This is a genomic window from Brachybacterium atlanticum, assembly GCF_025669985.1.
In the GTDB taxonomy this organism is placed as follows: domain Bacteria; phylum Actinomycetota; class Actinomycetes; order Actinomycetales; family Dermabacteraceae; genus Brachybacterium; species Brachybacterium conglomeratum.
The window spans coordinates 138,552-157,163 of sequence record NZ_JAKJJW010000003.1 but is presented as its reverse complement, the minus strand read 5'-3'; the positions used below and the strand labels follow the sequence as shown (position 1 = coordinate 157,163).

The 18,612-nt window shown below is 68.5% G+C and carries 18 protein-coding genes; 8 read left to right on the top strand and 10 right to left on the bottom strand.

The genetic code is table 11. The annotated features are described in order from the left end of the window. Positions 1-312: 312 nt before the first annotated feature. Complete coding sequence (locus L3K22_RS02645; RefSeq protein WP_259882722.1) at positions 313-876, top strand: arsenate reductase/protein-tyrosine-phosphatase family protein; 564 nt, start codon at positions 313-315, stop codon at positions 874-876. Here the strand turns inward: L3K22_RS02645 and L3K22_RS02640 are convergent, their stop codons facing one another. Genes L3K22_RS02640 through manA form a run of 3 tightly spaced genes read right to left on the bottom strand, consistent with a single transcriptional unit; the run spans position 877 to position 3,517 of the window. Continuing rightward, positions 877-2,022 (bottom strand): hypothetical protein, encoded by a 1,146-nt coding sequence (locus L3K22_RS02640; RefSeq protein WP_259882720.1) that lies wholly within the window; start codon positions 2,020-2,022, stop codon positions 877-879. Continuing rightward, positions 2,019-2,306 carry a PqqD family peptide modification chaperone gene (locus L3K22_RS02635; protein ID WP_259882719.1) on the bottom strand — a complete coding sequence of 96 codons (288 nt, stop codon included), beginning with the start codon at positions 2,304-2,306 and terminating at the stop codon, positions 2,019-2,021. The genes L3K22_RS02640 and L3K22_RS02635 overlap by 4 nt, the downstream gene beginning before the upstream one ends. Further along, complete coding sequence (gene manA, locus L3K22_RS02630; protein ID WP_259882717.1) at positions 2,303-3,517, bottom strand: mannose-6-phosphate isomerase, class I; 1,215 nt, start codon at positions 3,515-3,517, stop codon at positions 2,303-2,305. The genes L3K22_RS02635 and manA overlap by 4 nt, the downstream gene beginning before the upstream one ends. A gap of 121 nt (positions 3,518-3,638) precedes the next feature. Between manA and L3K22_RS02625 the strand changes: the two genes are divergently transcribed. After that, a complete protein-coding gene (locus tag L3K22_RS02625; protein WP_259882715.1) occupies positions 3,639-4,472 on the top strand; it encodes a nucleotidyltransferase family protein in 834 nt (277 codons plus the stop codon). On the opposite strand, the gene L3K22_RS02620 is transcribed toward L3K22_RS02625, so the two are convergent. Beyond that, positions 4,372-4,947, bottom strand: coding sequence for a VanZ family protein (locus L3K22_RS02620; RefSeq protein ID WP_259882713.1), 576 nt, complete (start codon positions 4,945-4,947; stop codon positions 4,372-4,374). The two genes, L3K22_RS02625 and L3K22_RS02620, sit on opposite strands and share 101 nt — an antisense overlap. A 2-nt stretch (positions 4,948-4,949) precedes the next feature. Continuing rightward, a complete protein-coding gene (locus L3K22_RS02615; protein WP_259882712.1) occupies positions 4,950-6,434 on the bottom strand; it encodes a sugar transferase in 1,485 nt (494 codons plus the stop codon). 843 nt (positions 6,435-7,277) lie between these two features. Here L3K22_RS02615 and L3K22_RS02610 point away from each other — a divergent pair. The 6 genes from L3K22_RS02610 to L3K22_RS02585 are packed head-to-tail and all read left to right on the top strand — an operon-like array spanning position 7,278 to position 12,548. Further along, positions 7,278-8,255, top strand: a complete 978-nt coding sequence (locus L3K22_RS02610) for a glycosyltransferase family 2 protein (protein WP_263310013.1) — start codon at positions 7,278-7,280, stop codon at positions 8,253-8,255. Further along, the gene (locus tag L3K22_RS02605; protein WP_259882708.1) at positions 8,252-8,776 is read left to right on the top strand and encodes an acyltransferase; all 525 of its coding nucleotides are present in this window, start codon (positions 8,252-8,254) and stop codon (positions 8,774-8,776) included. Before L3K22_RS02610 ends, L3K22_RS02605 begins: the two co-directional genes overlap by 4 nt. A gap of 1 nt (position 8,777) precedes the next feature. Next, on the top strand, positions 8,778-9,734 hold the full coding sequence (locus L3K22_RS02600) for a glycosyltransferase family 2 protein (protein ID WP_259882707.1): 957 nt from the start codon (positions 8,778-8,780) through the stop codon (positions 9,732-9,734). Next, a complete protein-coding gene (locus L3K22_RS02595) occupies positions 9,731-10,735 on the top strand; it encodes a hypothetical protein (RefSeq protein ID WP_259882705.1) in 1,005 nt (334 codons plus the stop codon). Before L3K22_RS02600 ends, L3K22_RS02595 begins: the two co-directional genes overlap by 4 nt. After that, positions 10,732-11,583 carry an alpha-1,2-fucosyltransferase gene (locus L3K22_RS02590; RefSeq protein ID WP_259882703.1) on the top strand — a complete coding sequence of 284 codons (852 nt, stop codon included), beginning with the start codon at positions 10,732-10,734 and terminating at the stop codon, positions 11,581-11,583. The genes L3K22_RS02595 and L3K22_RS02590 overlap by 4 nt, the downstream gene beginning before the upstream one ends. Next, positions 11,580-12,548, top strand: a complete 969-nt coding sequence (locus L3K22_RS02585; protein ID WP_259882699.1) for a glycosyltransferase family 2 protein — start codon at positions 11,580-11,582, stop codon at positions 12,546-12,548. The genes L3K22_RS02590 and L3K22_RS02585 overlap by 4 nt, the downstream gene beginning before the upstream one ends. A 15-nt stretch (positions 12,549-12,563) precedes the next feature. Here L3K22_RS02585 and L3K22_RS02580 read toward each other — a convergent pair whose 3' ends face one another. Genes L3K22_RS02580 through L3K22_RS02560 form a run of 5 tightly spaced genes read right to left on the bottom strand, consistent with a single transcriptional unit; the run spans position 12,564 to position 18,595 of the window. Further along, complete coding sequence (locus L3K22_RS02580; protein ID WP_263310012.1) at positions 12,564-13,799, bottom strand: glycosyltransferase family 4 protein; 1,236 nt, start codon at positions 13,797-13,799, stop codon at positions 12,564-12,566. Next, positions 13,796-15,715, bottom strand: a complete 1,920-nt coding sequence (locus L3K22_RS02575) for an ABC transporter ATP-binding protein (RefSeq protein WP_259881880.1) — start codon at positions 15,713-15,715, stop codon at positions 13,796-13,798. Before L3K22_RS02575 ends, L3K22_RS02580 begins: the two co-directional genes overlap by 4 nt. Further along, positions 15,712-16,851 (bottom strand): glycosyltransferase, encoded by a 1,140-nt coding sequence (locus L3K22_RS02570; RefSeq protein WP_259881882.1) that lies wholly within the window; start codon positions 16,849-16,851, stop codon positions 15,712-15,714. Before L3K22_RS02570 ends, L3K22_RS02575 begins: the two co-directional genes overlap by 4 nt. Beyond that, entirely contained in the window at positions 16,848-17,807 is a 960-nt protein-coding gene (locus tag L3K22_RS02565) for a glycosyltransferase family 2 protein (RefSeq protein WP_259881884.1), read from the bottom strand. Before L3K22_RS02565 ends, L3K22_RS02570 begins: the two co-directional genes overlap by 4 nt. Next, a complete protein-coding gene (locus tag L3K22_RS02560) occupies positions 17,804-18,595 on the bottom strand; it encodes a hypothetical protein (protein ID WP_259881887.1) in 792 nt (263 codons plus the stop codon). Before L3K22_RS02560 ends, L3K22_RS02565 begins: the two co-directional genes overlap by 4 nt. Positions 18,596-18,612: the final 17 nt, after the last annotated feature.

The window sequence follows — 18,612 nt, the reverse complement described above, 5'->3', positions numbered from 1 at the left end:
GCACAGGCGTCCCGGCGCCTCACCTCACGAGTGGCCGGGTCGCGTCGAGTCGACGACGGGGGACGCTTCGCTCCGGGCGCACCAGCTGGCGCCTTCCGAGGGAGGCACACTCAGGCGGACAGGTGCGACGACGGACCGTCACGACCCCGATACTGACATGTCCTCGGCGAAGATAAAGGAGGGCGGTCACGATTCTTCGCCTCCGACACCTTTCCGTGGCCTTACCGTCGAGTAGGTTCCCCCGAGGTTCCGGCGACACCACTCTTATCTGGACATTTCCGACAAGTCTCCTGCGGCGTCTAGTCTGTCGGCATGAGCACTGCCCTCCCCGTGCACCGCCCTGAGCCGCAGCCGCCCTCGGTCCTGTTCGTGTGCACCGGCAACGTCTGCCGCTCCCCCTTCGCCGAGCATCTGCTGCGCGTTCGACTGCCCGGCATCCACACCCTGAGCAGGGGCGTCTTCGCCCTGGAGGGCAGCGCGATGGAGTCACAGATGGCGGGCGAGCTCTCCGTGCGTGGCGTTGACCCGCAGGGCTTCCGCGCCCGACAGGTCTCTGCCGCGGACCTCGAGGCAGAACTGATCCTGACGATGTCGCGTCGGCAGCGCACCTACCTCCTGGATGAGTTCCCTGCCGCGGCCCGGCGCATCGGACATATGGGGCATATTCCAGAACTCGCTCGGATGGCCGCGGAGAGTCCGGACGCTCCGCTGAAGGAAATCATCTCCACATGGACGCGGCGCGCGATTCCCGAGGGCCTCGACGTCCCCGATCCCTACGGCAAGGATGCGGCGCAGGCGGCGCGGACGGCCGCGCTGCTGACCGAGCGGGTGGAGCAGCTGGTGCCGGTACTGCGCCGGGGCATCCTCGCCCGCTGATCAGCTCTGGCGGGCCCAGCCGTGGTCCACGAGATCCGCGACCCTGCCGCGAACGAGGGCCGCGCTCTCGGGGTGCTCCCCGATCTCCTCGACCACCAGCTGCTCGAGCTGGTCGAATGTGAGGGGGCCTGCGTTGGCGAGCAGGTCCCAGACCAGTCCCGCGAGGCCGGGCAGGTGGATCGCGCCGTGCTCTCCGAGCACGAACAATCCGGACTCGACGGCGAGCGCCTGGCGGAACGGCGCGGCGGCGATCGTGCCGGGTGCCGGCGACGTGTCCTCGCCGCCGGCAGCATCGCTGGGACGCGGCGCGATCTCGACCGTCTCGACGTGCTCGGGCGGCGGCAGATGGCGCAGCAGCTCCTGGAGCTCGGCGGCCTCCCGGTAGCGCACCTCCAGAGCGCCGCCCACGGTGTCCAGCAGTCCGGCGAGCGCAGCGAGACCGCCGGGCACCTCCCACAGCGAGGAGGTCTGCGGCACGATCCGGGTCAGCGCCTCGAACAGCGGCACGCGCGTCACCGAGGCCCCCTCCCCCGCCTCGTCCTCGTCCCGGATCCGCTCGAGCAGCAGCACCATCGCCGGTGCCGGGACGGCCACCTCATCGGCGGGACGGAGCCCCAGGTCGCCCAGGGCGAGATCCCGCTTCGCACCGAGCTCCGGGTCGTGCTTGGAGACCGGCTTGGGATACGGGGTGATCGCGAAGCTGCCAGGTGTGATGATCGTCAGCTCGTCGGTGAGATAGGCGCCGTCTCGTCCGAGCAGGGAGGAGGCGGTGGACTTCCCCGCCCCGGACGCGCCGACGAGCACGAGGGTCCCGAGCTCGGGGTGGGCGACGGCGCCGGCGTGGAGCAGCAGGCGCGTGCCGATCAGCCGGCGGATCACCTCGCGGGTGAGGTGGCCGGAGACCGTGTAGCTCGCCTCGAGCCGCGCCGGCAGCGGGACGGTCCCGGCGGGGAGGTCGCCGCCGGCGAGCGCATAGTCGAGACGGATCTGCGGTGTCGCGCCGTCGTCGTCGGCCGCGCGCAGGTGGGACCACAGGGCGTCGATCTCCTCGGCCACGGTCTCCAGGCCGGGCCCGAAGGTGAGCAGCACGCTGTGGCCGGCGACCTCGAGCCGGGTCGCGGCGATGGTGGTGGGTGCGGCGGTCATGGGGCGTCACCGTCGATCGTCTCGAGGATCCCGCCCGTATCGAGCTCGGCGAGGAAGCCGGTGATGATCTGCTCGGCGTCCTCGGGCACGTCCTCGACTTCCTGCCGCAGCCGGTCGGCGAGCTCGGCGGGGCTCGCGGCGCGGTCCGGCGCCTCGGCGAGCAGCTCGAGCACGAGGGCGCCGGCGCCCTGGATGCGGGTGATCGGGCCGTGGGGCAGCGCCCCGGCCCACAGGTCCTCCCCGTCCCACTCGCTGACCAGGGGGCGCAGCCGGTAGCGGGTCACGGGACGCTCGCCTGGACGAAGCGGCCGGAGCCGCCGGCGTGGAGCTGCCCGGCGGCGGCGGGCACGAACAGGGCCTTGCCGGCGGTGAGCACGTGGCGGCCCAGGTCGCTCTGGAGCAGCACCTCCCCCTCGAGGCCGAGGAGGGTGCGGGGCCCGCCGCCGGGGACGCGGTGACGGGTGCGGAAGGTGCCGGGCGGATCGGTGAGCGTGGTCAGCGAGAGCTCGAAATCGTCGACGGGTGCGTAGTAGGCGATCGATGTCGCGTTCTGACGCTCGGGTGCGACGCGCAGCGGCGGCGCGGCCTGCACGCTCACGCACTGCAGCATCTCGTCGGCGTCGACCTTCTTGGGGGTCAGTCCGGCGCGCAGCACGTTGTCGCTGGCGGCCATGATCTCCAGGCCCACGCCGTGCAGGTAGGCGTGCAGGGTGCCGGCGGGCACGAACATCGCCTCGCCGGGGCGGAGCGTGACGGGGTTCAGCAGCAGCGCGGCGACCACGCCGGGGTCGCCCGGGTGGTGCTCGGCCAGCAGCGCGACGGTCTGGTCGATGCGCGGGGAGGGCGAGCGGCCGGACTCGGCACGAGCCCGGCAGGCCTCGACCACCTGCTGGACCGCCTCGGGGCTCGGGCGCATGGCGGACGAGACCAGGGTGCGGAACGCGGCGCGCATGCCGTGGGCGGTGGGGCTGCGGGTGAGGAGGGTGTGGAGGCGGTCGGTGAGGTCGGTGCCGAGCCCCTCCAGAAGCGCGGCGGCGCGGCGCGGGGTGCGGAACCCGCACAGCGCGGTGAACCGGGTCAGCGCGATGAGCATCTCGGGCTTGTGGTTGTCGTCGCGGTAGTTGCGCAGCGGCGACTCGAGCGGGAGCCCCGCGGCGGTCTCCGCGGCGAAGGATTCCTGGGCGTGCTCGCGATCGGGGTGGACCTGCAGGGACAGCGGCTTCTCCGGCGCGATGACCTTCAGCAGGTAGGGCAGACGGGCACCGAAGGCGCGCTCCACGCCGTCGCCGAGCATGCGGCGCGGGTCCGCGGCGATCGCGGCGTCGAGCCCGGCGCCGGCGTCCGGTCCGGTGGCGAGGGTGGAGGGCGCCAGCGGGTGCGCCCCGTACCAGGCCTCGGCCCAGGGGGCGCCGTCGGAGGGACGGCCCAGGAACTCGGGGATCGCGGTCGTCGATCCCCAGTCGTAGTGCTGGATGCGGCTATCGAGCTCCCACACGTCCGCTCCCCCTTCCCTTCTCGTCCCTGCGTCCTACTGCGCTCGTGACGAGCGTCCTTTCGCCCGTCGGCGCCGCTGTCAATCCTGCGGCAAGGGGCCTGCGGCTTCTACACTTGCCCCCATGACATCCCCCGTGCAGGTGCCGGTCCGGGTGCGTCTGCGCATGGCCCATGGCTGCCTCGACCATATTGCCCGAGGTGCGGGTGTGAGGATCCTGCATCTCAAGGGCGAGGCGTTGCATCCGCTGCTGGCCGAGGGCCGCGCCGGCTCCTCGGACTGCGACGTGCTGGTGGACCCGGCGCAGGTCGCGCCGCTGGTGGCCGCGCTCGAGGCCGACGGGTGGGGGCAGGTGACCACCTTCGAGCACGGCAGCGTGTTCGCGCATGCGGCGACGTTCCACCACCGCGTGTGGGGCACGGCCGATCTGCATCGCGCCTTCCCGGGCCTGGACCGGGATGTGGCGGCGACCTTCGAGCGCCTGTGGGCGCAGCGCGAGACCGTGGACCTGGGCGGCGCCCCGTGCTCGGTCCCGGATCTCACCGCGCAGCGTCTGGTGCTGCTGGTGCACGCCGCCCGCGATGCGAGCGGCCGCTCCCGTCACGACGTGCGCGTGGCCTGGACCGAGGTGGACAAGGCGGAGCGGGCGCGGATCGAGGACCTCGCCGCCGAGCTCGGCGCCCAGGTGCCGCTCGCGCTCGCGACCGGCCGCCCGGAGGCGGTCGAGGGCCTGCCCGGTGCGCGGGTGTGGCAGGCGGTGCACGACGGCGCCGCCCCCTCCGAGGTATGGCGGGCGCGGCTGCGGGACGCCGAGGGACCGCTCGTGAAGGCGCGGCTGCTGGTCGAGGCGCTGCAGGTCAATCGCGATCATCTGGGCCTCCGCCTGGGCCATGCCCCGTCTCGGCGCGAGGTGCGCCGGGAGTGGTGGGTGCGCTGGGGGCGCTTCCTGCGTCGCTGAGTCCCGGCCGACGGGCCGACCTGCGCACGGCGACCCTGCACACGAGGAGCCCCAGGCCGACGCCGAGCGCGGCCCCTGCGGTGTTGGCGAGGATGTCGACCAGGTCCTGCTCCCGCGTGCCGATCTCGCCCTGGTAGAGCTCGACCGCGATCGAGAGCCCCGCGCCGGCCGCCACCCACCACCAGGTGGGCAACAGCACGGCGAGCGCCACGAAGAACGGCACGAACAGCGCCACGTTCGCGAGCGCCGCGAACATCTCCGGCGTGATCTGCTCGCGCAGGCCGACGGCACCGGTGACGGCGTACCAGACCCGCACGTTCAGCCGGTTCACGGCCCAGCCGTCCGACGTCAGCAGCAGGGCACCGGCCGCGAGCGGGTAGAGCAGCAGCACGAGCGCGGCGAGGAGGCGGAGGGGGCGGGGCAGTGCGCTGTGGGGGCGCGCAGCGGGCGCTCCGCCCGGGGCGGGCCGGGCCATCGTCAGTAGGCGCCCGAGGAGGCGAGCACGGCCTTGACCGTGCGGATGAGGATCTGGAGGTCCTGGGTGAAGGACCAGTTGTCGACGTAGTAGGTGTCCAGCCGCACCGTGTCCTCCCAGGAGAGGTCGCTGCGGCCCGAGACCTGCCACAGCCCGGTGATTCCGGGGCGCACGTGGAGGCGGCGCTTCGCGTCGTCGTCGTAGCGCTCCACCTCGCCGGGCAGGGCGGGGCGGGGGCCGACGAGGCTCATGTCGCCGCGCAGCACGTTCCACAGCTGCGGCAGCTCGTCGAGGGAGAAGCGGCGCAGGAAGCGTCCGGGGGCGGTGATGCGGGGGTCGTTCTGCATCTTGAACATGACCGTGTTGCCGCGGTCCTGGACGGCGCGCTCGACCATCTCGACCTTCACGGCCTCGGCGTCGGTGACCATCGTGCGGAACTTCAGGAACTCGAACTGCTTGCCGTCGCGGCCCACGCGCTGCTGACGGAAGATCACCGGGCCTCCGTCGTGGGTGCGGATGCGCAGCGCGATCAGGGCCAGCAGCGGGGAGATCAGCGCCAGCAGGGCCGCGGCAACGACCACGTCGAACAGGCGCTTGGTCCAGCGCAGGGCCTGGCGGGCGCGGGGCAGGTCCATGTGCACCAGCGGCAGGCCCGCGACGGGGCGCATCGTGACGCGGTCCGCGGAGATCTCGGTGAGGGCGGGGACCACGATCACGCCGACCTTCTCGTGCTCGAGCTTCCAGGCGGTGCGCCGGAACTCCTCCGCGCTCGCGGTGGAGCCGGCGGTGAACAGGAGCATGTCCGGCGCGGCGGACTCCGCGATGGCCAGCAGATCCCGCTCCGCGCCGAGCACGGGGATCCCGAGCCGCGAGGAGTCGGCGATGCCTCCCGGGGTCACGGCGCCCACGATGTCGTAGCCGAGCCACCGCTCCCGGTGCAGGGTCGCGGCGACCCCGTCGACGTGACCGAGGGAGCCCACGGCGATCACCGACTGCCGGAACACCCCGCGCACGCGGGCCGTGGCGAGACCGCGCCGCAGCAGCAGCCTGTTCAGCAGCAGCAACGGCGGACCCGCCACGAAGAACGCGAGGAAGAAGGCGCGCGAGAGCTCGAGATCCAGCAGGTAGACGAACGCTCCGATGGCCCCGAAGGCGGCGCCGGATGCGTGGAGGACGTTGCGGTAGAGCTGTGGGCCGGAGGTGAGCTGACGGCGGTCGTACCCGCCGAGCATCACGATCGCGGCCAACCAACCCAGCGCCATTACGACAGAGGCGCTGGCGACGTTCTCGCGAAGATCACCGGCCGGCGGCAGGACGAGCTGGCGCACGGCGAACGCGATGCCCACCGCGAGGGCGAGCACAAGCACGTCCCCGACGATCATGGCCGGCAGCGCCAGCAGGCGCAGCCGCGCCTCCGACGAGCGCCGGGTCCGCGTCGAGGGTCGATGGCGCGCCGGCGCGGCACGCTCGATATCCAGATCAGTCAAGGTCCCCAACCCCAGGTTCCCCGGGAACAGCGTTCAACGGCCGCTCCACGGCTCATCGGCGACCACAGCCACCGTCTCACACCCCTGCGCTGGACCGCTCGACCCGACGCCACGCGCGCGGGGGAGATAACGGACGAAACGATTCTTGGTTGCGACTTTAACGGCGGGTAACAACGCATGAGCGCAGTTCTTCGCAAATTGTGATCAGAGCCGCTGGCCTCACTCGGGCGGCCACGCACCCGAGAGCGAGAGGTAGGCCCGCTGTGTGGGGGCGCGCGAGAGCCGCACCGGCTGCCGCGTGGTGCCCCGGGGGGAGCGTGTCGGCCCCTCTCCCGTCCACCCAGTTCAGTTCGGGCTCCGCCCATGTCGTGCCGTTCCGGAACGACTCCGCAGGGGTGTCGGCAGCCCGCCTGGGTGCCGCCGAAGTACCCGACGCGGACGACGGTATCGGCGGACGCCGTGGTGGAGAGGAAGATCCCGAGGTCCATGTCGTGCTGCACGGGCGGTCGACTCGTCGCGACCGCGTGGTCATCTCGCATCCCCTTGTCTCTCGACGCCCCCTGAGCACTGTCCGAGCGGCGTGACGGATCCACGACGGCATCGCCGCTGAAGCGCGGCGGCTCGCCCCGAGGGGTAGCTGAAGAGTTTTCTCGCCTCCGATCGGTGGGTGGCGTCACATCCGCGGCCGTCCGACGGTGATGCACCCGAACTCGAGGCTCGATCGCGGTCTGAGAGGCAAGACGAGGCGACGAGACTTTCGGCCCGGGCCGGTGAATTGCCGCTATCGTTCGACTTGTTGCACGCGCACCGAGCGCGGGCCGCAATGAGGAGCAAGGAGGGGACGTGGCCGGTCCATCGGTCAGCGTGATCATCCCGTGCTTCCAGGCGCAGTCGACCATCGCGCTCCAGCTGGCATCGCTCTCGGATCAGGTCGACGCACCGCCGTTCGAGGTGATCCTCGTGGACAACGACCCGGCGCAACGACTCGATAAGGCCGCTGCGGGCGTCCTGCACTCCAACGCTTTCGAACTGAGGATCGTCCCCGCACACGAGCACCAGGGCTCCTCCTATGCGCGGAACGTGGGGATCTCCCATGCTCGCGCCGAGTCACTGCAGTTCTGCGATGCGGATGACGTCGTCTCACGGACCTGGGTGAGGAATGGATATCTCTCGTCCCAGCACACCGAGCTCTGGACCGGTGAGTCGATCCTGCTGGCCGAGGCGCCCTTCTCAGACGGCCTCGAGGCGGTCCGCCGGGAGTTCGACGCTCCTCCCCCGGGGTGGAGCGCACCGGCGGACAAGCAGCCCGGCCCGTTCCCCGTCCTGATGGGGGGAAACTTCGGAGGGGCCCGGTCGACGCTTCTCGAGCTGCGCGGCTTCGACCAGGGGTTCGCTCACTACGGCGACGACAACGATCTCGCCTTCCGTTCCCGACGCGCCGGCCATCGCGTCCCTGTCGCGGAGTCAGTCCGCATCGGGTATCGGGGGAAGTGGTCCGCAAAGCAGAGACTGCGCCGCGGATTCTTCGACGCGCGAGCCAGACGACGGCTGCTGATCGTCCACGACGTGTCCTCGCAGTCACCCGTCCCGCCGTGGCCGATCGACATCGCCCGATGCCTGGTGGCCACGGCTCTGATGCCGTTCCGTCGCTCCGTCTCCCCTTTCGACGTCGCTATGCGGTGGTCGCATGTTTTAGGGAACTCCAGCGGCGCGCTGCGATTCGGATGGCCGCGCATGGCGCCCGCGTCGACGCCAGGGCTCGGACTCGCCGCACACTCCGCTCGCCACGACGATTTTTCGGAAGGAACGACCACCGCATGAGGCTGCCGCTCGCAGGATCCGTAAAGCGCGCGCTCTTCCAGGCCGCGGGATCGCCCGTGGTGCCGATCCGACATCGGGGTCGACTCTTGGCTCGGCTGGGGCTCGCTGGCATCGACGACGTGGACCTCGGACAGGGCATCACCTTCTGCAACCCGAACTCGATTCGGGTCGGTGCAGGCAGCTTCATCAACAATCAGGCCTACTTCGACGCCGGCCCGATCCGGCTCGGAGCCAACGTCACCGTGGGGCCTCGAGCGATGTTCGTGACCGGCAATCACGGAATAGGTCCGTCCACTCGACGGGCCGGAGATGGTGCCCACCGAGGCATCACCGTCGGCGATGGCGCATGGATCGGAGCAGGAGCCATCGTGCTCCCGGGCATCACCGTCGGCGCCGGTAGCATCATCGGCGCCGGGGCCGTGGTGACCTCCGACTGTCTCCCGGACAGCGTCTATGCCGGAGTTCCCGCTCGGAAGCTGCGCGACCTGGAGCCCGGAGATCAAGGCGGAGAGACGGACTGACGTGAGCGTGACCCCACCCCGGCTCAGTGTCATCATCCCCGCGCACAATGCCGCGAGCGTGCTCGGCGAGCAGCTCGAAGCGCTTCGTGTACAGGAAGGCGCCGACCCTTTCGAAGTTCTGGTCTGCGACAACAACAGCACCGACGGCACGGCACAGCTCGCACTCGACGAGGCAGGATCCCTGGATCTGCGGGTCGTCGACGCCTCGGGCCCTGCGAGGGCCAGCCACGCCCGGAATCGGGGCGCCTCCGCCGCGCGAGGGGCAGTCCTGCTGTTCTGCGATGCGGATGACCTCGTCGATGCGCACTGGGTGCGCGAGCTCTCGGCACCGCTCCTGGATGGAGCTGATGTCATCGCCGCCGGCGCCCTGCACCACGAGCGGTTCAACGACACGGATGTCCTCGCGGCGTACGGCATCACTCCGGATCCCGATCCGGCCTCCACTCCGGAATCCAAGGCCCCAGCGGGATACGCCGGCTATCTGCCAACCGCCCCAGGCGGGAACTTCGCCATCCGGCCCGACCGCTATCTCGCGCTCGGCGGCATGGACCCGTCTTATCCCGGCGGGGCGGAGGAGACGGACTTCGCGTGGCGCGCGCAGCTGACAGGGACCGAAGTGGTCACGCGTCCCCGTGCCGTCGTGCACTATCGCCTCAAGCACGCACCGAGGGCGCTCTTCCGCCAGCAGCGCATCCAGCACTGCGCACGGATACTCCTGTGGACCCGCTATCGCTCGAGCGGCATGACCGGGCCGAGCCTCAAGCACTCGATCGTCCAGATCGCATTCCAGGTCCCGAATCTGCTGCGTCGACAGAGCCGGGCCGACCGCCTGCGCACGGCCCGGATCCTCGGCGGAAACGTGGGGGCTCTGCAGGGGATTCTCGCTTTCCGAATCCTGCGACTTAACCCTGCACCGCAGTCCATCACAGCGGAGACTTTGGGGGCGCCCGCCCGATGACTCTCGACATCCTCTACATCCGAGCGGGTGGGAACGGCTGGGGTCCCATCGACCAGCTCGCCGCTCTCACCGCACGGCTCCTCGAGGGCAACCTGGTCACCCTGCAGGATCAGGGCGAGGTCTCGATCGCCCGAAAGCTCCTCGGCCAGTTGCCGCGGCACCGTTCGGGAGACCGAGCCGTCCTTGTCCTCGCCTCGAACCCCGCGCACCTCGCCTACGCCGCCCGCCTCCGCCATTGGCTGCCCGGGTACCGCACGACCGCTGCCTGGGTCATCGACTCCTTCTGGATCGATCGCATCTCGCGCATGGCCCAGGGGCGTGGCCACTTCGACCACATCTTCATCACCGACCGCGAGCTGCGGGACGAATGGGCGTCCGCGACGAAGACCAAGATCCACTGGGCGCCGTGGGGCACCGACACGCTCGTGATCGACGAGCTGCCGACCGAACGTCCTGTGGACCTGCTCCGCATCGGGCGGCAGCCGGCCGCCTGGGACGATGACCGTCGCACTGAGGAAGCCGCTGCGGCCGCGGGGCTGACGTTCGAGGGCCGGCCTGCCATGGACCCGGATCCTGCGGTGAATCAGCTGAACGTCCGCTCGGCCCTTCTGCGCTCCAAGTTCGTGCTCGCCTTCTCCAATCTCGTGAGCCCCGCCGACTACACCCATCCGACCAGGGACTACGTCACTGGGCGTTGGACCGACGCGCTCGGGGCGGGCGCGATCGTCGCGGGGGTCGCGCCGAGGGCCGCTGACCGGACGCTTGGTCCTGCGAGCACGATCGAGATTGATCCCTCAGACCTCTCTCGCGGAATCGCGCAGATCCGTGAGGCCGTTCAGCGCTGGTCCCCATCGATTCCTGCGCAGACTCACGCTCATGCGCGTGCGACGCTGGACTGGCGGTGGCGGATCCATGAGATCGCCCTCGCGCTCGACCTCGCCCCATCCACGCAGTTCCAGAACGAGCTCGCCCTTCTCGAGGCAGGAGGAACGATCCGATGATCCGGTCGGCGGCGGAGAGCACGGCACGAAGCCTGCTGAACACCGTGCGCGAGCGTCCCGGAGCACGCACTATCCAGGGATCGTCGGACGCCATCCGGGGCGGCAACAACCTCTACCTGTGGCAGTGGGCCCATCTTGAACACCGCGCCGGACGACGTGCCGCCGTGCTGCGCTCCGCCACCATGCCCGACTGGATCGACGAGTTCCCACTCCTCCAGGACCTCACGATCGACAAGAAGGAGATCTCGCTCCTCGATCGCCGCCGGTTCGCGACCCGCTTCTTCTTTGACCACGACTTCGATCGCGCGCAGAACAGGGACTTCTGCCTAGCGCTCGTGGACAGCAGCGACTCCTTCCGCGCACGACGCTCACGGATCCGAGATCAGATCGCTCCCGAGACCCTTGTCGTGAACGTGCGCCGTGGCGACTACTACGAGGTGCCCGAGTTCTTCGCACGATTCGGCCTGGACATACAGAGCCACGTCGCCGGTGCGGTCGAGCTCGTGCGACAGGCCGGTCGTCCTGTCGACGACGTCCTGGTCGTCTCCGACGACGTCGACTGGTGTCGCCGGGAGCTCACGCCAGTGCTCGGCGATATCCGGACGCTCGAAGGCAGGTCCTCGCCGTTCGACGATCTCGCTGCGCTGTCCTCAGCCACCACCCTGGTCCTCGCGAACTCGACATTCTCCTACTGGGGCAGCCACCTGGCCTCCTCGTTCGACGACGAGCATCTCGCGATCGCGCCGTCCCACCACGAGATCACACCTGACGGAAGCCTCATCGCCCCGATGTTCGACCCGGCCTGGCCCCGCACCGAGTACTCGCCGCTCCGAGGAGCAGCTGGATGAGCAAGCTGCCGTCTATTAATCCACTGGCGACCGCGCGAGCCGCCAAGCATCGTCTCTTCGTCGCTCGCCGGAGCGCGGCTGCAGCGTGCGACGCCGTCGCCTTTAGAGTTCGCCGTCGTAACGCACTGCGACGTGCCGCGGAGGGGATCACTCTTCCCCCGCTGCCGACTGCGGGCCGGGGCGAGATCTGGGGCATCGCCATGGTCCGGAACGAGGCTGACGTCCTGGAGGGCACGCTCACTCAGCTGGCGTCACAGGGCGTGGACCGCGTGCTCTGCGTGGACAACGGATCGACCGACGCCACACGGGACGTGCTCGCCTCCGCCCCACGAGACCTTCCCGTGATCGTCGGCGACGACTCATGGACCGCGTTCGAGCAGTCCGCGAAGATGACCGTCCTCGCTGATGCCGCACGACGAGCGGGAGCCGCCTGGGTTCTGCCCTTCGACGCTGATGAGCGCTGGATGGGACAGGGCGGCTCCATCGCCGACGTGCTGCGCAGCACTGCCGCACCCATCGTCGTCGCCGAACTCGTGAACGCCTTTCCCGATCCGCTTCAGGACGGGGCGTGGCGACTGGATCCGATGGCTCACCATGACCCGAAGATGGCCTTCCGCCCGATGCGAGGAGCGGTGATCGGCATGGGGAACCACCGTGTGATGCGCCCCGGCGACATCGTCCCTGGTCTCGGCATCGTCCATCTCCCCTGGCGCAGCTTCGAGCAGTTCCGGGCCAAGGTGGAGCACGGTTCACGAGCGCTCGACGCGGCAGAGCTGGACGCCGATGCGGGATGGCACTGGCGCCGTCTCGGGGCGATGGACGAGAGCGAGCTGCGCGCCGCGTGGCACGGCATGCTCTCCGGCGAGAAGATCCCCGAGAACGCCTGGCAGCCGGGCGATGTCACCGTGCCGTTCTCTGTCACCGATTCAATCCACTGGGACGACATCGTCGCCGCACGTCGATAGCCCCCTCCCCCGGGATCAGCGTGCTGGTGTTCGAGCCTCACCGGCCAGGGCTTTGAGGATCGCTCGGCGCCCCAGGGGCGCCTTGCTTCGCAGCGGAGTGGCCGTGGGGATGCTCTCGAGAGGAGTTCCCTCAACAAAGACCTGGCCCGGGGACACGGACAACACGGGAGCAGATGAGACAGCCAAGTCCGACAACGATCTCAGCAGATCGTCCGCCACGGCCTCGCAGCTGTGGCGAGCAACTGATCGGAGAGCGTTCTTCCCCATTCTTCGCCGTTCAGCCGGCTGGGACAGCTGGCGATCCATCGCTTCTGTCCACGCGTCGAGTGTGCGTTGCCCCACCAGTGCGCCGTCTACATTCGGCGTCACCGCTTCCCGGTACGGACGTGTCGCTTGAGCAAGCGTCGGCACGCCCACCGCTCCCGACTCGAGCCATTTCAGTGCAGATTTGGTGTCAGCAATCGTGGGGTTGTCCATGTTCGGCGCTAGAACAAGATCCATCTGGCGCATCCACATCGGGAGATCCTTCCAGTCCATGAAAGGCACTCGGTGAAACCTTCTGCCGAGCTCACCGAGTGGCTCGGGACATGAATGAGCCCCGAACGCCCAGAAGTGGACACCTCTGTGACGTCTCGAGCGGAGCAGTTCTGCGATGGCCGGTGAGAGCCAGCTCAGACCGGGCCCGTGCGTTCCGGACCCGTCGAACATCGCCACACGCACCGGCCCCGGCACCCGAGGTCGGCGACGAGCTCGTTCAGACAGCTCCATCTGAGCGGGGTGCACTCCATTGCGGAATGGCGCGGAAGGGACACCCAACTGGGTTTGGGCGAGGTTCGCTATAGCCTCCGTCGACCCCAGCATCCGTCCGCACAGAAGAACTGTCTCCTGGTAACGAATCGCAAACTCCGCAGCCTCCCCTGCGAACCCGTTACTCTCCACATCGAAGAGAGCATCGTCTATATCGAATGCAAGGATCGTGTCCGGGAGCTGCTCTCGGATCTTGGCCAGAGAGCGCGCAAGCACTCTCGTCGCCGGGACTCGGAACACGATCACCGCATCAGCGCCCACCACCTTGCCCGGCAGCTCCGGGTCGGCTGCATCGTGCACGAGCGCCAGAATGCCACGACGCTCGAGACCCGCTATGGGGGTCTGGACGCGATAGCGAAGGGGAGCTCCTTCCACGGTGTCGACGACGAAGTCGATCCGTCGCACCTGCGGTGAGTACGGGTTCTCGACCTTGGGGATTCTCATGGCGTCCGCCCCGAGCCATCATTAAGCCCTTTCACCTGGCTGCCCGCTGCAGGATTCGCGTCATCAGGTTCGCCTCGAGACGTCGAGAGATCCCCGAGCTCGACGAGGTGAGCAAACCCGGCATTACTCCGCCGCAGCTCGTCGAACGTCCCGGTCCCGGCGACCCGGCCGTTCTCCATGTAGACGACGGTGTCGACGTTCTTGACGGTCGAGAGTCGGTGCGCGACGACGATGACCGTCATGTCGCCATGCAGCGCATTGACAGTCTCGGTGACCCTGCGCTCGGTCTCGTTGTCGAGAGCCGAGGTCGCTTCATCGAGCACGAGAAGCTGCGGGGAGCGGTAGAGAGCGCGCGCAATTCCCAGCCTCTGCCGCTGACCACCGGAGAGCCGACTCCCCCAGTCCCCGACGTCACCATCCAGACCGCCGGGTAACGCTTCGACGACGTCTTCGAGCTGCGCCATCTTGACGGCCTGCCGCAGACGCTGCTCGTCGGCTTCCTCGACTGGCACGTCGAAGAGGACGTTCTTCCTCACCGTGTCTTCGGCGATGAAGACGTCCTGGGCGACCACGCCGCAGATGCGTCGCCAGCTTTCGGCGCCTTCGGCGATGTTCACCTCGTCGGCTCTGATATTCCCGCTGGTCGGGGTGAGCAAGCCGAGCACCAGATCCACGAGTGTCGTCTTCCCCGCCCCCGACGAACCGACGAAGGCAACCGAACTACCCGCGGGAATGTCGAGGTCGATGCCCCGCAGCACCTCGTGCTCCGCTCCGGGGTAGCGATAATGCACGCCTTCGATCCGAAGCGACTTCGAGAGGGTCATCGGTGCGCATTCTTCCGTCTGAGGCATTCCAGCGCGCTGGGCTGCATCGCGAAGCTCATCCTCGACCAGAAGGACGGACGCCCGCCCGATGCGGAATCCGTTGACCGCACCCACCAACGAAGAGATGTTCGGGAGGAGCCGGAACCCTGCGGCGACGAAGAGCGCTAGCGACCCCACAGCCTGGTTCTCTGCCCCGGACAGGAAGCTGACCGCGAGGAGCACGCCAACTCCGAGGATGAAGAGGATCTCCAAAAGATACTTGGTGATCGAGCTGTAGAAGTTCCCCTCACGCGAAGCTCGCTCGTTAATCAGAAGGCCTCTTCTGAATCGCTCTACGAAAACGTGCGCGGACCCGCGAACTTTGACCTCCTTGAACCCCTGCAGGCCCTGGAGGCCTGCGATCGTGGCAACCTTCGAGCCCTCCATGATGTCGTCGCCGACCTGCGCGATCCTCGGGCGGACGACTCGAAGATAGGCAAGAGCAGCGATGCCGAAGTAGATCAGGGCGAGCATCGCCTGCACTGGGGTGGTCACCAGCAAAGCGACCAGGATCGCGGTGACGGTGAGCCCGGACGAGACGATCGTGATCGTGGAACTCACGGTGTTGAACACCTGCCCTACCGCCGCGTTCATGGTGCGGATGGCCTCTCCGATGTTGCGGCGACGGAACACCGCCATTGGTTCATGAAGGAACCCCTGAAAGAGCCTGGTGGACATCTCGACCCGTTTGTCCATCACGAATCCGGACTGCCACCAGACGAAGACCATCGCCAGGACGTCCTTCAGGATGAAGAGCCCCACCACGACGCCGACGAGGACCATACCGAACGTTCCCCGTCCCGGCTGGCCCAGCAGATTCCACACCACTCCAGTCGCACCGTCGTCAAGGGGTGCTCCGGTGGCGATCTGGACCAGCGGGAGCACCGTCACGATTGCGACTGTCTCCACGAGGGCCAGGGCGCCCGAGAGCGCCGCCGCGATCACGAGCCGCCACCGTGTCGGTCGATCGAGGAGCCGCAGCAGGAGGCGGAGTGTCCCGGTCGTCCGTTCGTTCCGCGCCTCGGGCGTTTCCGGACCCTGCTCAACTGTCACGGGGTAGTGCTCCTTCTGAGGTCATCGAAGAGCGTGCGCAGCTCGGCGTGGAAACGCTCTTCGGAGAACTGCTCCGCTCTCGCGCGGATTGCGTGCGGGTCCGGGAAGACGCCCCGGGAGTGATGATCGATGGAACGACGAATCGTGCTGGGGTCCGGAGAGTCGAAGAACGCCCCGCTCACGCCCTCCAGCACCGTATCGAGGTATCCGCCCGCGCGCAGTGCGATGGTCGGGACCCCATGTGCTCCCGCCTCGAGCGGGGTCAGGCCGAAGTCCTCGTGGCTCGCGGCAATGAGTGCCGTGGCATGGCCGTACGCCCACCGCATCTGCGCGTCGGAGAGCCCCTCGACCAGGCGCACGTTCGCGGGGGCCATATCCCGCAGGCGTTGCTTCTCGGGCCCTCGGCCGATCACGAGCAGCCGCCGATCCGGCATCTCGGCGAACGCCTCGATCACGGAGTCGACATGCTTGTACGGCTGGAGCCTCGAGACCACGAGGTAGTGGCCACCTTCAGTCCCGTCTTCCCCGGCCCATCCTGCGAGCTCACCGATCGGCTCCTGCTCGCCCTCGGCGACGGCCGGGCTGAACGGCGGGAACAGCGTGGGAGCGGCGATCCCGTAGACGCGCTGAATCCGCTCACGAACGACGGAGGAGTTCGCGAGATACAGGTCCGCGGTCCGTGCGGCGCGCTGATCCCATCTCGTGAGGAACGGAGTGAGCGCCTTGAGCGCGATCCGCTTCGGATCGAGCGGACCGGCCTCACCGAGGTAGTCATCGGGCAGGTAGAGCCAGCGGGCAGGCGAATGGCAGTACACGGTCTTCCTCCCCGTGGTCGGGAAGGCGTGCGCCCAGCCGGACGAGGAAGCGATCACGACATGCGCATCGATCTTCATCCGCGAGGAGGCTGCGGCGAGGAGGGGCAGGGCGATCCGAGGATCCCGCCGGAACGCGCCGAGGCGGTTCAGGCCGCTGGTGCGGATTCGCATCTCCCGGAACTCCGGGTAGGTCTGCTCCGGCTCGTAGAACAGCGTGTGGATCTCCGACTCGGGGAACGCCTTCGCGAGGGAGAGCACCACTCGTTCCGCTCCCCCACGCTGCGTGAGGTAGTCGTGCGCGATCGCGATGCGAGGACTCATCGGTTCCTTCCCCGATCACCGCTGGAGCGCGTCGCACCGGCGAGGCCGGCTCCCTCGACGGCGAGTGCGACGAGCTTTCTGCCCACCGGCGTCAATACGAGGGGGAGAATTCTGTCGACCCACCCTGCTCCTCGCTCCACTGCTTGCCTGGAGCGCATGGACGATGCGGTGAGTCGAACCGCCGCTCCCCAGAGTCCTTTTCCGGCTGCTGGCGCCCCGATCGGAGCCTTCGGATGCAGCCTTAGGAAGGTCGCGCGTGCCCCACCGGCCTCGAAGGCCTTGATCGAGCGGGCACGGGTTGTGCGGGCCGGCCCGTGGTGCTCTGCCGTCGCATCGTCGACCACCTCGATTGGAAGGCCCGCAGCGTGGAGCCGGTAGCCGTAGTCGACGTCTTCCCAGCCGTAGCCCCGGTACCTGTCGTCGTAGGTCCCGATCGACTCCCAGGTCGACTTTGTGATCGAGCAGCTCGCGGCCCAGAGCCGCCACCGCTCGGACGGCGGCCGGCTGAGCACATGGGCGTATGACTTCCTCGCCGCGTCCTCGCCGTATGCGCGGGCGTACGGGCTGGGGGCATGGATGTCCCGGGTCGGGCCGACGACGCCGACCGGGTCTCCGGAGGCGTGCGCGTCGAAGTGGGCAGCGACGTAGCCGGACGGAACCACGAGGTCGTCGTCGCAGCGGATCAGCACGTCGCCGCGGGCGGCCTCGAATCCCGCGTTGAGCGCGGCGACTCGCCCACGATTCTCCGGGAAGACGATGCTGCGCAGGTCGAGCCTCGACTCGTTCTCGAGGAGCGCCACCGAGCCGTCGTCGACGCCGTCAACGACGACGATGACCTCGAAGGACGGCGTGCCGTCCTGCTGGACGGCCAGGCTGTCCAGCAGCAGTGGCAGCCGATCCACTCCTCGGTACGACGGGACGATGACGGTCGCGTCGACCTCTCGCTTCTTCGTCACCGCGCCCCGCCCTTTCCCGCTCTCGATCGTGAGTACTCACGCCAGCGGACGACCAGGGGCTTCAGGTACGGCTTGGCCCGACCGATCGCTTCCTGGCGCAACGCCCTCACGGACCGCTCCGTCCCGTTCATGGGCGACCTGACTGTGACGCTGTACTTGTCCAGCAGTTCCTCGGGCACGAGCTCATGCCCTATGTGGAATCGTTCAGCAAACCTTGCGATGCCGAGCGGCTTGTCCCGATGACCGCAGAAGTGCATGACTGCAGCGTCGTCCAAAGAACTTTCGTAGTAATGGCCCCGCGAGTTCAGCTCACGGTGACCGACGATCGACGTGTCCGAGATGAGACCGGTCTCCTGCAGCACCCACCACATCTGGTCCTGATCGCCGCCGGTGAAGACCCCATCCCGCGTGTCATCCCACCAGGCCCTGGCAGCGCCGAGGTCCGCGTTCCACATGAGGTCCAGCAACTGCTCGCCTCGGCTGTCGTTCTTCAGGAGAACGACTCCGGTGTTGATGCGCGACCAGAAGCCGTTGGGTTCCTCCGGTCCTTCCGCGATGACGAGGAACTTGCCCTCGGACTCGGCAGCATCGACCAGCTCGCCGATGGTGTTCCGGGTGAAGTCGGTGAAGAACGCATCATCATCAATCCATGCGATCCAGTCATATCTGGGCAGGATCCTGCGGAGGATCGTCGTCTTGTAGAAGAACTTGTTCGTCACCCCCTCGCCGAGACCGATCTCCAGGCGGTAGTCCAGCCCATGCTCCTGGGCGTAGATCTGGTGGTTCACATAGGAGCGGAGCCGAA